Here is a 13,661-nt window from a genome sequence, read left to right on the forward strand (position 1 = left end):
GATGTTTGAACTGAAGAGTTTGATCATGGCTCAGATTGAACGCTGGCGGCAGGCCTAACACATGCAAGTCGAGCGGATGAAGGGAGCTTGCTCCTGGATTCAGCGGCGGACGGGTGAGTAATGCCTAGGAATCTGCCTGGTAGTGGGGGACAACGTTTCGAAAGGAACGCTAATACCGCATACGTCCTACGGGAGAAAGCAGGGGACCTTCGGGCCTTGCGCTATCAGATGAGCCTAGGTCGGATTAGCTAGTTGGTGAGGTAATGGCTCACCAAGGCGACGATCCGTAACTGGTCTGAGAGGATGATCAGTCACACTGGAACTGAGACACGGTCCAGACTCCTACGGGAGGCAGCAGTGGGGAATATTGGACAATGGGCGAAAGCCTGATCCAGCCATGCCGCGTGTGTGAAGAAGGTCTTCGGATTGTAAAGCACTTTAAGTTGGGAGGAAGGGCAGTAAATTAATACTTTGCTGTTTTGACGTTACCGACAGAATAAGCACCGGCTAACTCTGTGCCAGCAGCCGCGGTAATACAGAGGGTGCAAGCGTTAATCGGAATTACTGGGCGTAAAGCGCGCGTAGGTGGTTCGTTAAGTTGGATGTGAAATCCCCGGGCTCAACCTGGGAACTGCATCCAAAACTGGCGAGCTAGAGTATGGTAGAGGGTGGTGGAATTTCCTGTGTAGCGGTGAAATGCGTAGATATAGGAAGGAACACCAGTGGCGAAGGCGACCACCTGGACTGATACTGACACTGAGGTGCGAAAGCGTGGGGAGCAAACAGGATTAGATACCCTGGTAGTCCACGCCGTAAACGATGTCAACTAGCCGTTGGGAGCCTTGAGCTCTTAGTGGCGCAGCTAACGCATTAAGTTGACCGCCTGGGGAGTACGGCCGCAAGGTTAAAACTCAAATGAATTGACGGGGGCCCGCACAAGCGGTGGAGCATGTGGTTTAATTCGAAGCAACGCGAAGAACCTTACCAGGCCTTGACATCCAATGAACTTTCCAGAGATGGATTGGTGCCTTCGGGAACATTGAGACAGGTGCTGCATGGCTGTCGTCAGCTCGTGTCGTGAGATGTTGGGTTAAGTCCCGTAACGAGCGCAACCCTTGTCCTTAGTTACCAGCACGTTATGGTGGGCACTCTAAGGAGACTGCCGGTGACAAACCGGAGGAAGGTGGGGATGACGTCAAGTCATCATGGCCCTTACGGCCTGGGCTACACACGTGCTACAATGGTCGGTACAAAGGGTTGCCAAGCCGCGAGGTGGAGCTAATCCCATAAAACCGATCGTAGTCCGGATCGCAGTCTGCAACTCGACTGCGTGAAGTCGGAATCGCTAGTAATCGCGAATCAGAATGTCGCGGTGAATACGTTCCCGGGCCTTGTACACACCGCCCGTCACACCATGGGAGTGGGTTGCACCAGAAGTAGCTAGTCTAACCTTCGGGGGGACGGTTACCACGGTGTGATTCATGACTGGGGTGAAGTCGTAACAAGGTAGCCGTAGGGGAACCTGCGGCTGGATCACCTCCTTAATCGACGACATCAGCTGCTCCATAAGTTCCCACACGAATTGCTTGATTCATTGAAGAAGACGAAAGAAGCAGCCCGAAATTGGGTCTGTAGCTCAGTTGGTTAGAGCGCACCCCTGATAAGGGTGAGGTCGGCAGTTCGAATCTGCCCAGACCCACCAATTTTGTGTGGGAAACGCCTGTAGAAATACGGGGCCATAGCTCAGCTGGGAGAGCGCCTGCCTTGCACGCAGGAGGTCAGCGGTTCGATCCCGCTTGGCTCCACCACTACTGCTTCTGAAGTAAGAGCTTAGAAATGAGCATTCCATCGTTGTGATGGTGAATGTTGATTTCTAGTCTTTGACTAGTTCGTTCTTTAAAAATTTGGGTATGTGATAGAAAGATAGACTGAGATCCACTTTCACTGGTGGTGATCAGGCTAAGGTAAAATTTGTGAGTTCTCTTAGTTGAGAAATTCGAATTTTCGGCGAATGTCGTCTTCACAGTATAACCAGATTGCTTGGGGTTATATGGTCAAGTGAAGAAGCGCATACGGTGGATGCCTTGGCAGTCAGAGGCGATGAAAGACGTGGTAGCCTGCGAAAAGCTTCGGGGAGTCGGCAAACAGACTTTGATCCGGAGATGTCTGAATGGGGGAACCCAGCCATCACAAGATGGTTATCTTGTACTGAATACATAGGTGCAAGAGGCGAACCAGGGGAACTGAAACATCTAAGTACCCTGAGGAAAAGAAATCAACCGAGATTCCCTTAGTAGTGGCGAGCGAACGGGGACTAGCCCTTAAGTGGCTTTGAGATTAGCGGAACGCTCTGGAAAGTGCGGCCATAGTGGGTGATAGCCCTGTACGCGAAAATCTCTTAGTCATGAAATCGAGTAGGACGGAGCACGAGAAACTTTGTCTGAATATGGGGGGACCATCCTCCAAGGCTAAATACTACTGACTGACCGATAGTGAACTAGTACCGTGAGGGAAAGGCGAAAAGAACCCCGGAGAGGGGAGTGAAATAGATCCTGAAACCGTATGCGTACAAGCAGTGGGAGCAGACTTTGTTCTGTGACTGCGTACCTTTTGTATAATGGGTCAGCGACTTATTTTCAGTGGCGAGCTTAACCGAATAGGGGAGGCGTAGCGAAAGCGAGTCTTAATAGGGCGTCTAGTCGCTGGGAATAGACCCGAAACCGGGCGATCTATCCATGGGCAGGTTGAAGGTTAGGTAACACTGACTGGAGGACCGAACCGACTACCGTTGAAAAGTTAGCGGATGACCTGTGGATCGGAGTGAAAGGCTAATCAAGCTCGGAGATAGCTGGTTCTCCTCGAAAGCTATTTAGGTAGCGCCTCATGTATCACTGTAGGGGGTAGAGCACTGTTTCGGCTAGGGGGTCATCCCGACTTACCAAACCGATGCAAACTCCGAATACCTACAAGTGCCGAGCATGGGAGACACACGGCGGGTGCTAACGTCCGTCGTGAAAAGGGAAACAACCCAGACCGTCAGCTAAGGTCCCAAAGTTATGGTTAAGTGGGAAACGATGTGGGAAGGCTTAGACAGCTAGGAGGTTGGCTTAGAAGCAGCCACCCTTTAAAGAAAGCGTAATAGCTCACTAGTCGAGTCGGCCTGCGCGGAAGATGTAACGGGGCTCAAACCATACACCGAAGCTACGGGTATCACGTAAGTGATGCGGTAGAGGAGCGTTCTGTAAGCCTGTGAAGGTGAGTTGAGAAGCTTGCTGGAGGTATCAGAAGTGCGAATGCTGACATGAGTAACGACAATGGGTGTGAAAAACACCCACGCCGAAAGACCAAGGTTTCCTGCGCAACGTTAATCGACGCAGGGTTAGTCGGTCCCTAAGGCGAGGCTGAAAAGCGTAGTCGATGGAAAACAGGTTAATATTCCTGTACTTCTGGTTATTGCGATGGAGGGACGGAGAAGGCTAGGCCAGCTTGGCGTTGGTTGTCCAAGTTTAAGGTGGTAGGCTGGAATCTTAGGTAAATCCGGGATTCCAAGGCCGAGAGCTGATGACGAGTTGCCTTTAGGCGACGAAGTGGTTGATGCCATGCTTCCAAGAAAAGCTTCTAAGCTTCAGATAACCAGGAACCGTACCCCAAACCGACACAGGTGGTTGGGTAGAGAATACCAAGGCGCTTGAGAGAACTCGGGTGAAGGAACTAGGCAAAATGGCACCGTAACTTCGGGAGAAGGTGCGCCGGTGAGGGTGAAGCACTTGCTGCGTAAGCCCACGCCGGTCGAAGATACCAGGCCGCTGCGACTGTTTATTAAAAACACAGCACTCTGCAAACACGAAAGTGGACGTATAGGGTGTGACGCCTGCCCGGTGCCGGAAGGTTAATTGATGGGGTTAGCTAACGCGAAGCTCTTGATCGAAGCCCCGGTAAACGGCGGCCGTAACTATAACGGTCCTAAGGTAGCGAAATTCCTTGTCGGGTAAGTTCCGACCTGCACGAATGGCGTAACGATGGCGGCGCTGTCTCCACCCGAGACTCAGTGAAATTGAAATCGCTGTGAAGATGCAGTGTATCCGCGGCTAGACGGAAAGACCCCGTGAACCTTTACTATAGCTTTGCACTGGACTTTGAATTTGCTTGTGTAGGATAGGTGGGAGGCTTTGAAGCGTGGACGCCAGTTCGCGTGGAGCCATCCTTGAAATACCACCCTGGCAACTTTGAGGTTCTAACTCAGGTCCGTTATCCGGATCGAGGACAGTGTATGGTGGGTAGTTTGACTGGGGCGGTCTCCTCCTAAAGAGTAACGGAGGAGTACGAAGGTGCGCTCAGACCGGTCGGAAATCGGTCGTAGAGTATAAAGGCAAAAGCGCGCTTGACTGCGAGACAGACACGTCGAGCAGGTACGAAAGTAGGTCTTAGTGATCCGGTGGTTCTGTATGGAAGGGCCATCGCTCAACGGATAAAAGGTACTCCGGGGATAACAGGCTGATACCGCCCAAGAGTTCATATCGACGGCGGTGTTTGGCACCTCGATGTCGGCTCATCACATCCTGGGGCTGAAGCCGGTCCCAAGGGTATGGCTGTTCGCCATTTAAAGTGGTACGCGAGCTGGGTTTAGAACGTCGTGAGACAGTTCGGTCCCTATCTGCCGTGGACGTTTGAGATTTGAGAGGGGCTGCTCCTAGTACGAGAGGACCGGAGTGGACGAACCTCTGGTGTTCCGGTTGTCACGCCAGTGGCATTGCCGGGTAGCTATGTTCGGGAAAGATAACCGCTGAAAGCATCTAAGCGGGAAACTTGCCTCAAGATGAGATCTCACTGGAACCTTGAGTTCCCTGAAGGGCCGTCGAAGACTACGACGTTGATAGGTTGGGTGTGTAAGCGCTGTGAGGCGTTGAGCTAACCAATACTAATTGCCCGTGAGGCTTGACCATATAACACCCAAGCAATCTGTAGACTCGAAAGAGACCAGATTGCGGTGTGTGAAGACGAAAATGAACCGAAAGTTCGAGTTCACAAAACACCGAAAGCTGTCACATACCCAATTTGCTGAAGCGAGGCCATCTGGTCACGACTCAGTACCAGAATTTCTTGACGACCATAGAGCGTTGGAACCACCTGATCCCATCCCGAACTCAGAAGTGAAACGATGCATCGCCGATGGTAGTGTGGGGTTTCCCCATGTGAGAGTAGGTCATCGTCAAGATTAAATTCCGAAACCCCAATTGCGAAAGCAGTTGGGGTTTTGTTTTGCCCGAAGGAAAGTTTTTGCTCGCGTCAGCGAGCCCGTTGATGTTTACCATGAGCCTCCGTTCGGCAGGAGGCAGGCCATGCAACTCAAGTTCAGTCACGTCGATGTACTCGTCAACAACCTCGAAGAGGCCTGTGCGTATTACGCGAAGATTTTAAAGGCGAGAATCTCCAGGACGCTGGTGTGGGAGCGGGGCGGCCTGCATGTGCGTTATGCGATTGCGTTGATCGGGCAGGAGCGTTTCATGCTGGTTCAGCCATTGGCCGGGAATCTGCGGGAGCTCCTGGATAGCGCAGGCGAGGGCATGATCTACCGTCACTGCTATTCGACCCCCGACATCGAAAAAGCCTACGACGAACTGGTCGCCGAAGGCGTGCAGCCAGAAGATGAAAACGGTAAACCGCTGGCCCGCGAACACCTGCAATCGCCGTCAGGGGCGCGCATCATCTGGCTGCCCAAACGCTTTGGCCACTTCTCGATCGAAATCCTCGAAGAAAAAACGCTGGAGGCGTTTATCGAGGAGGCGTTTGCCTGACGTTTTTCCTCTTGTGATACGCCACGACTACCCCGTATAAGAGCGACTTTCACTTCCGATATAAGAAAAGGGTGCACGCATGAGCAATGCCTGGAACGAGGGATATTTCACGGACGAAGGCTACACCTACGGGTATAGCCGGGAAATCAATCCGGTTTTCCAGCGTTATTGTCTGCTGTTGCGCGGTTTCGCCACGCTGGAGAGCACCGACGGTTACCACTGTGAACTGGGCTTTGGTCAGGGCGTTTCGATCAACATCCATGCCGCAGGCAATCCGGGTTCTTATGTCGGCACCGACTTTCACCCGGGTCAGGCGTCCCATGCCATCGCACTGGCTAAAGACTGGGGCAGCGATGCGCGACTGTATGACGACAGCTTCGAGCAGTTGTTGGCCCGCCATGACTTACCTCAGTTCGACAGCATCAGCCTGCATGGCATCTGGACCTGGGTCAGCCGCGACAACCACAAGTTGATCGTCGAGTTCGTCCGTCGTCATCTCAAGCCTGGTGGTCTGCTCTACGTCAGCTACAACTGCTTCCCGGGCTGGTCGCCTCAGGCACCGTTGCGCCAGCTGTTTAGCCTGCACGACCGTTTCGCCAGTCAGGCCTCTGCGCGTCCTGATCAGCGTATTGACGCCGCGTTGCAATTTTCCGAAGCGCTGCTGGCTGCAAATCCTAAATATGCCAACTCCGCACCGGGTCTGGACGCCAAGCTCCAGAGCATCAAGGGTCAGGACCGCCAGTACGTCGCCCATGAGTATTTCAACCGCGACTGGAACTGCATGTATTTCACCGACGTGGTTGATGCCCTGGCACCCGCCAAGCTCGATTACGCCACGACAGCCGTGCCGCTGGACTCCGTCGACCCCCTCAACCTGAGCGCGGAAGGCATGGACTTTTTGGAAGGTATCGACCATCCCGTCATGCGCGAGCAGGCGCGTGACTACTTTGTGAACCAGAGTTTCCGTCGGGACCTCTATGTGCGTGGCGCCAACAGGCTGTCGGCCTCCGAGCACCGCGAGCGCATGCTCAGCACGCGCTTCGTCCTGTTGCAGGCGGCTGAAAGCGTGCCGGCCAATGTCACCGGTCCGGCAGGCGCAGCCACGTTGCAGGCAGAGATCTATGGCCCGGTGCTTGCGGGATTGGCGGATGACGCCTATGTGTCGAAGACCTTGCGGCACTTGCTGGATCTCGTGCCCTCGTTGACCTATGGCGATGTGGAGCAAGCCCTCAACGTGCTGATCGGCATGGGCGTCGTGGCGCCCTGTCAGAGCGAGGCGGCCGAAAAGCTCGTGCAGGCCCGCTGCAATACCCTCAACCTGCAGCTGTGCAAGCGTTCGTTGTATGGCAACAAGATTCAGACCCTGGCGAGTCCGGTGACCGGTGGTGGCGTGACGGTCAGCCGCTTCCAGCAGTTGTTCCTGATATCGATCAAGCAAGGCAAAAAGCACCCGGCTGAATGGGCGCAACTGGCATGGGGCATCATCGGCGGCCAGGGCGAAGGTCTCCTCAAGGATGGCAAGGCCTTGACCACCGCGGAAGAAAACCTTGCCGAACTGACCGTGCAGGCCCAAGCGTTTGCCGAGAGTACGCTGGTGATTCTCAAGGCTTTGAAAATCGTCTAGTCGAGACGAGGGACGGCGCAGCGGTCGTGGCGCAAATAATCCTGAAACGCTTGGCGCAAGAGCCTATCGCTCACCGGACCAGTCCATTCGGCCGAGTGAGTGTGAGCATCGGCATTGCGGCCGCCACAGGGTCGCAACTGGACACGGTACAAGGCCTGATCGCTGCGGCAGATCAGGCGCTGTATCAAGCCAAAGGGGCGGTCCGGAACGGGCTTGCAAAAAGTGTTGGCAACGAAAGCTACTCTGCGTACACCGGGTAATTCACATAGCCTTCGGCATCACCGCCATACACCGTAGCCGGGTTCAGCGAATTCAGCGGCCAGTCATTGGCGATGCGCGCGGGCAGGTCCGGATTGGCCATGAACGGACGACCGAAAGCCACGAGATCCGCCAGTCCTGATTCCAGCAAGCGTGCACCGCTTTCGGCGTTGTAGCGACCCGCGTAAATGATCGCGCCGCCGAAGGTGTCGCGCACCGCTCGACGGAAGGTTTGCGGCATCACTGGCGCGTCGTCCCAGTCGGCTTCTGCAATAGACAGGTAAGCAATGCCGACGTCTTGCAGCACCTTGATCGCTTCGATGTAAGTGGTGTGCGGATCTTCCTCGACCATGCCCAGGTAAGTCCGCGCTTCATCGGTGGTGGTGAACAGCGGCGCGAAGCGCACACCGACTTTTTCCTTGCCGATGCACTTGGCGACCCCGGCGACTACTTCGCGCAGAAAACGCAGGCGATTGTGCAACGAACCGCCGTACTGATCGGTGCGCAGGTTGCTGTGGGCGGAGATGAACTGGTTTACCAGATAACCATTGGCGCAGTGCAGTTCGATACCGTCAAAACCGGCGTCCATGGCATTGCGCGCCGCCTGGATGTATAGCTGAACCAGTTCCTGGACTTCATCGGTGGTCAGCGCTCGAGGCGCGGACGGCGGAACCAGAGCGCCCACACCGGGCGCGGTTTCGATGAACACACTGACCCGGTCGGTGGCGATGGCGGAGGCCGACACCGGTGCGTCACCATTGGGTTGCAGGGCAGTATGGGATACGCGACCGACATGCCATAGCTGCGCGAAAATCACGCCGTCACTGGCGTGGACAGCCTCGGTGACCTTGCGCCACCCGACGATTTGTTCGGGTGTATGAATGCCTGGAGTCCAGGCGTATCCCTGCCCACGAGGCTCGATCTGGGTGCCTTCAGTCACCAGCAAACCGGCACCGGCACGTTGCTGGTAATACTCGGCCATCAATTCATTGGCGACATTGCCCGGTTGGGTGCTGCGCTGGCGGGTGAGGGGTGGCAGGACTATGCGGTTTTTGAGGATGTGGCGGCCCAGGGTGACGGGTGTAAAGAAACTGCTGTGGTTCATGGAAATACCTTGTTCATGGTCTTATTAGACCAGTCGACTATTAAAATGGCGAAAAAAGAACACCGTGCAACGCACACACGGTGTCCGAATCAGTTGTTCGAGGATGTAGCGGAAAGCTCTAGCCCAGCAGCTTCAGCAGTTTTTCGGCGACAGCTGCCGAACTGGCAGGATTCTGGCCGGTCACCAGTTTTCCATCAGTCACTACATGAACCTGCCAGTCGGCAACTTTGGAATAGCGACCGCCAAGACGCTGAAACTCGTCTTCGATCAGGAAAGGTACGACATCCGTCAAACCGACGGCCGCCTCTTCGGAATTGGTGAAACCGGTCACTTCGCGATGCTGGATCAGCGGTTTACCGTCTGCGTCGACGACATGACGCAGCACCCCCGGCGCATGGCAGACGAAGCCATGGGGCTTGTTGCTGCGTGCGAAGGCTTCGATCAGGGCAATCGAATGCTTGTCTTCGGCCAGGTCCCAGAGCGGGCCATGGCCACCTGGATAAAACACGGCATCGAAATCTTCGGCGCGGACGTCGGCCAGGCGGCCGGTGCTCGCGAGTGCCTGTTGGGCCGCAGGGTCCTGGCGGAAGCGATCGGTTTCAGCCGTCTGAGCGTCGGGCTCGTCGCTCTTCGGATCAAGCGGCGGCTGGCCGCCAGCGGGCGAAACCAGTGTGACGTCGGCACCGGCGTCCTTGAAGGCGTAGTAGGGGGCGGCGAACTCTTCGAGCCAGAAGCCGGTTTTCTTGCCGGTGTTGCCGAGTTGATCGTGGGAAGTCAAAACCATCAAGATTTTCATAGAGCACCCTGGGTTGGTCTGGCGGCGTTCATGAGCAAGGGATTCGCACAGGATCGACACCGGGAAAAGGTTTGTCGGGGCGCAGCATAGTTTCCAATTAGACCAGTCGTCTAGTAATTTTTTTCTTCGAAGGTTTTTCATGGACAGGTGTGGCAAACTCGCGTTCCTTTGAGATAAACGACTGGTCTATTGCCTGGTAATTCGTGCCCCATGAAACCGACCTACGACGACACCCGCCAACATTTGCTCGACACCGGCCACCGGATGATGGCCGAGAAAGGCTTCACCAGTGTCGGCCTGAACGAGATCCTGCAGACCGCCGGCGTGCCCAAGGGCTCGTTCTATCACTACTTCAAATCCAAGGAACTGTACGGCCAGGCCTTGCTCGAGGATTACTTCGTCGACTATCTGGCCGACATGGAGCGACGCCTGACGCTGCCCGGCCTGAGCGCCCATGAACGGCTGATGGATTATTGGCAAGGCTGGCAGGATCGCTGCACCCTGGAAGGCCATGGCGACGAATGCCTGGTGGTGAAACTCAGTGCCGAGGTGGCTGACCTTTCCGAAACCATGCGCCTGACCTTGCGTGATGGTGCAGAGCGAGTGGTGGCGCGCATCAGCGAGTGCATCGAACAGGGCCAGGTCGAAAAAAGCCTGCCACAGGGCGATGCCCGAGAACTGGCCGAAACCCTGTATCAGCTGTGGCTGGGGGCCAGTTTGCTGAACAAACTGCAACGCACAGGACAGTCGTTGAGTACGTCAATGGCGACCACGAAACGCCTGTTGAGCGTGTGAGAAAGCAATAGACGCAAGAGGTTGAGAGTCAGCTGCACAAACGAATGGGAATGCCTATCAATTGCGCGGCGGGTGGTATACCATCCTCCGCGTTTTGCTGGCAGTTACCCCCTTCGTTCTGGCCTATCTGTAAGGTTCTCCCCTCATGCGTCGAACTCTGCTGTCCATCTGTGTGTTGCAAACGTTGTCTCCCTTTGCGTGGGCCGAGCCATCCGATTCAACGGTGTCAGCGCTGGAGCTGGAGGCAACCGATGTGGTCGGTACCGCGGATTACGAAAGAGCGGACGGTCCAGTACACGGATATCGCGCGACCCGTTCGGCCAGTGCCACGCGGACCGACACCTCGATCCATGAAACCCCGCAGTCGATCAGTGTCGTCACCAAAGACGCGGTCGAAGACCTCGGTGCTACCCGGCTGCAGGACGCGCTGGATTACGCGGGCGGCGTAGGGCGAGCCAACAATTTCGGCGGCCAGGGACTGACCACGTTCACCGTGCGCGGATTTACCACCGGCGAGTTCTACCGTAATGGTTTCCCGATCAACCGCGGTTATCCGAATATGCCTGATGCCAACACCATCGAGCGTCTGGAAGTCCTGCGCGGGCCGGCGACCATGCTCTACGGCCGTGGTGATCCGGGCGGTACTTTCAATGTCGTATCCAAACAACCGTTGCCCGAGCGCACGGTCACACTCGGCAGCCAGCTGAATGACCAAGGCATGCGCCGCGGTACCCTGGATGCTTCCGGTCCGCTCGATGAAGAGGGGCGTCTGGCCTATCGCCTGAACGTGGTGGGCGAGGGCGGCGATACCTTCCGCGATCACGTCGAAACCGAACGCTACGGCGTGACCCCCGTGCTGACCTGGCAAGCCAGCGATGACACCCGAGTGATCTTCGAGGGTGACTTCATGCGCAACAATCATCCGCTGGACCGGGGCGCGACGCGTTATCCCCGGCAGATCGGCACTGCCTCCCGTGACACCTTCTTCGGTGAACCGGACGCTGGCAAATTGCACAACGACAACAACATGGCGCAATTGCGCTTCGAGCATGTGCTCAATGAGGACTGGACGCTCGGCGGTGGCTTCCAGTGGCTCGACGGTACCTTGCAGGGCAATGCCATTGAAGCCAACGGCATTGCCGCCGACGGCCGGACCCTGGGACGAAATTTCAACTACCGCAAGCTGGAGTGGACGGACAAGGACACTCAGCTCAACCTGACCGGTCACTTCTCCACCGGCGGCCTGCAACACACATTGCTGACCGGTATCGAATACGAAGATTACGACTACCAGTCGATCATCCAGCGCTCCAGCGGCGCGGTGAGTGCCTATCCGATCGATATCTTCAATCCGGTCTATGGGCAGCCCCGTCCGGCACTGACGCGCACCCCGACCCACGACAAGGAAAATCTCAAGACCTACGCCGCGTTCGTACAGGACCAGGTAGCGCTTACCGATCGGTTGAAAGTGCTGGCCGGCGCACGTTTCGAACGCTTTGAACACGACTACGAAACCTACGTGCCCGGCGGCAAGAGCTGGCAGGCCAGTGACAATGCCGTCACGCCCCGCGTCGGTGTGACCTACGACCTGACTGACACCCTCGCGATTTACGCGGACACCGCGCGTTCCTTCAAGCCCAATACCGGCGCAAGCCGACAGGGCGGCGGCTTTGAACCGGAGAAAGGCAAGTCCTGGGAGATGGGCGTCAAATGGGAAGCGCTGGATCATCAGTTGAGCGTTGACGCGGCGATCTATCAGATTGAAAAGCGCAATGTCCTGACCACTGATCCGGTGGACTCGACTTTCAGCGTGGCTGCCGGGGAAGTGCGCAGCCGGGGATTTGACCTCAATGTCGCCGGTAACCTGACTCCCGAGTGGCGTGTCATCGGGGGTTACGCCTACGTCGATGCCGAGGTGACCAAGGACAACGTGATCCGCTCCGGCACGCGACTGATGAACATCCCGAAAAACAGCTTCAGCCTGCTCAACGTCTATGAGTTCCAGGACGGTGCCCTCAGTGGTCTGGGTCTGGGGACAGGCGTCAAATATGTCGATGAGCGCGCCGGTCAAACGGCGAACACGGCGTTCTCGATGGGGAGCTACACCGTTGTCGACCTGCTCAGCTACTACAAGGTCAATGACAAGTTACGTCTCAATCTCGACCTGAAGAACCTGTTTGACCGGGACTACGACGAGGGCGCATTCGGTAACGTCTACGCCTATCCAGGGGCACCGAGAACGGTGCAGGTCGGCATTTCCTACACGTTGTAATCCGATCGGGTCTGAAATCCATCATCGGGGGCAGCGGCCCCCGATGACTGTGAGGCTCAGCCGCTCACACATCCTTGCGGAGTCTTTCCGGCGAAACTGTCCACCAGGCTCGCCACTACCAACTCGCCCATGCGGGTGCGGGTCTGCAGGGTCGCGCTGGCGCGATGCGGTTGCAGCACCACTTGTTCCTGGGCAAACAAGGCTTCAGGCACGTTAGGCTCGTCGACGAAAACATCCAGTGCCGCACCCGCGATCTCGCCAGCCGTCAGGGCCGCCACCAGATCGGTTTCGTTGACCAGTTTTCCTCGGGCAACGTTGATCAGGTAGCCGCCCTTGCCCAGAGCCTGCAGCACGGAGGCATCGATGATGGCCTCGGCCTTGTCGGCGGCTGCCGCGAGAATCAGGGCATCACTGTCGCGGGCCAGTTGCTTGAGGTCGGCAATGAAGGTGTGGCTGACATCGCTCATCGGTTGCAGATCGGTGTAGCTGATCGGACAGCCAAACGCGGCTGCCCGGGTGGCGACCGCTCGGCCGACCCGGCCCATGCCCACGATGCCGATACGCATGCCGGACACTTGCCGCGCCAAAGGCAGCGGTGCCAATGGGGTCGGGCTTTGTGGCCACTGGCCCGAGCGAACGTAACGGTCACTGGTACACAGCCCACGACACACGGCGATCAGCAAACCGATGGCCAGGTCGGCCACGTCTTCGGTCAGTGCGCCGATGGTCGCGGTCACGCGGATTCCGCGATCCCTGGCGTAGGCCAGGTCGACCGCATCGGTGCCGACACCGTTGACCGCCACCACTTCCAGTTTGGGTAATTGCGCCATCAACGCCTGGCTGATACCCGTGTGCCCACCCGTGATGACGCCGCGAATGTTTTCTCCGTGTTCCTGCAAATACGCCGCTTTGTCGGCCTGCTCGAAATAACGCCTGATCGTGAACAGTTCGCCGAGACGGGCATTGATTTGCGGAATCAGGATCGGGCTCAGCTGCAAGACTTCTGGCTTCATGTA

General features: G+C 56.6%; 7 protein-coding genes, 2 tRNA genes, 3 rRNA genes and 1 pseudogene. 10 read left to right on the forward strand and 3 right to left on the reverse strand.

Features of this window, described 5'->3' with window-relative positions:
- The first annotated feature begins 7 nt into the window (after window positions 1-7).
- From LOY31_RS11795 to LOY31_RS11830, 8 genes and pseudogenes are all read left to right on the forward strand, one after another.
- A 16S ribosomal RNA gene (locus tag LOY31_RS11795) occupies window positions 8-1,544 on the forward strand.
- 81 nt (window positions 1,545-1,625) lie between these two features.
- A tRNA-Ile gene (locus LOY31_RS11800) sits at window positions 1,626-1,702 on the forward strand.
- A 30-nt stretch (window positions 1,703-1,732) separates the two neighbouring features.
- A tRNA-Ala gene (locus LOY31_RS11805) sits at window positions 1,733-1,808 on the forward strand.
- Between the two features lie 244 nt (window positions 1,809-2,052).
- A 23S ribosomal RNA gene (locus LOY31_RS11810) occupies window positions 2,053-4,943 on the forward strand.
- 156 nt (window positions 4,944-5,099) lie between these two features.
- Window positions 5,100-5,215: ribosomal RNA gene (gene rrf / locus LOY31_RS11815) — 5S ribosomal RNA — on the forward strand.
- The 16S, 23S and 5S rRNA genes sit together here with 2 tRNA genes alongside, the layout of an rRNA operon.
- 124 nt (window positions 5,216-5,339) lie before the next feature.
- Window positions 5,340-5,795 carry a VOC family protein gene (locus LOY31_RS11820; RefSeq protein ID WP_085605079.1) on the forward strand — a complete coding sequence of 152 codons (456 nt, stop codon included), beginning with the start codon at window positions 5,340-5,342 and terminating at the stop codon, window positions 5,793-5,795.
- Between the two features lie 79 nt (window positions 5,796-5,874).
- Complete coding sequence (locus LOY31_RS11825; RefSeq protein ID WP_085605076.1) at window positions 5,875-7,419, forward strand: class I SAM-dependent methyltransferase; 1,545 nt, start codon at window positions 5,875-5,877, stop codon at window positions 7,417-7,419.
- An 11-nt stretch (window positions 7,420-7,430) separates the two neighbouring features.
- Window positions 7,431-7,679: pseudogene (locus LOY31_RS11830) on the forward strand (GGDEF domain-containing protein); the annotation flags it as partial.
- On the opposite strand, the gene LOY31_RS11835 reads toward LOY31_RS11830, so the two are convergent.
- Window positions 7,658-8,782, reverse strand: a complete 1,125-nt coding sequence (locus tag LOY31_RS11835; protein ID WP_085605073.1) for an alkene reductase — start codon at window positions 8,780-8,782, stop codon at window positions 7,658-7,660. The pseudogene LOY31_RS11830 and the gene LOY31_RS11835 sit on opposite strands and share 22 nt — an antisense overlap.
- A gap of 118 nt (window positions 8,783-8,900) precedes the next feature.
- On the reverse strand, window positions 8,901-9,578 hold the full coding sequence (locus LOY31_RS11840; protein ID WP_221533526.1) for a type 1 glutamine amidotransferase domain-containing protein: 678 nt from the start codon (window positions 9,576-9,578) through the stop codon (window positions 8,901-8,903).
- A 210-nt stretch (window positions 9,579-9,788) separates the two neighbouring features.
- Between LOY31_RS11840 and LOY31_RS11845 the strand changes: the two genes are divergently transcribed.
- Window positions 9,789-10,373 carry a TetR/AcrR family transcriptional regulator gene (locus tag LOY31_RS11845; protein ID WP_085605067.1) on the forward strand — a complete coding sequence of 195 codons (585 nt, stop codon included), beginning with the start codon at window positions 9,789-9,791 and terminating at the stop codon, window positions 10,371-10,373.
- A 145-nt stretch (window positions 10,374-10,518) separates the two neighbouring features.
- Complete coding sequence (locus LOY31_RS11850; protein ID WP_258713309.1) at window positions 10,519-12,645, forward strand: TonB-dependent siderophore receptor; 2,127 nt, start codon at window positions 10,519-10,521, stop codon at window positions 12,643-12,645.
- A gap of 56 nt (window positions 12,646-12,701) precedes the next feature.
- On the opposite strand, the gene LOY31_RS11855 is transcribed toward LOY31_RS11850, so the two are convergent.
- Window positions 12,702-13,658, reverse strand: coding sequence for a 2-hydroxyacid dehydrogenase (locus tag LOY31_RS11855; protein WP_258713310.1), 957 nt, complete (start codon window positions 13,656-13,658; stop codon window positions 12,702-12,704).
- Window positions 13,659-13,661 lie beyond the last annotated feature (3 nt).

This window comes from Pseudomonas sp. B21-021, assembly GCF_024749205.1.
GTDB lineage: Bacteria > Pseudomonadota > Gammaproteobacteria > Pseudomonadales > Pseudomonadaceae > Aquipseudomonas > Aquipseudomonas paraglycinae.

Excerpts from the sequence above, each read along its gene's own strand:
- LOY31_RS11820 (WP_085605079.1), top strand. The coding sequence starts at position 5,340 with ATGCAACTCAAGTTCAGTCACGTCGATGTACTCGTCAACAACCTCGAA.
- LOY31_RS11825 (WP_085605076.1), top strand. The coding sequence starts at position 5,875 with ATGAGCAATGCCTGGAACGAGGGATATTTCACGGACGAAGGCTACACC.
- LOY31_RS11835 (WP_085605073.1), bottom strand. The coding sequence starts at position 8,782 with ATGAACCACAGCAGTTTCTTTACACCCGTCACCCTGGGCCGCCACATC.
- LOY31_RS11840 (WP_221533526.1), bottom strand. The coding sequence starts at position 9,578 with ATGAAAATCTTGATGGTTTTGACTTCCCACGATCAACTCGGCAACACC.
- LOY31_RS11845 (WP_085605067.1), top strand. The coding sequence starts at position 9,789 with ATGAAACCGACCTACGACGACACCCGCCAACATTTGCTCGACACCGGC.
- LOY31_RS11850 (WP_258713309.1), top strand. The coding sequence starts at position 10,519 with ATGCGTCGAACTCTGCTGTCCATCTGTGTGTTGCAAACGTTGTCTCCC.
- LOY31_RS11855 (WP_258713310.1), bottom strand. The coding sequence starts at position 13,658 with ATGAAGCCAGAAGTCTTGCAGCTGAGCCCGATCCTGATTCCGCAAATC.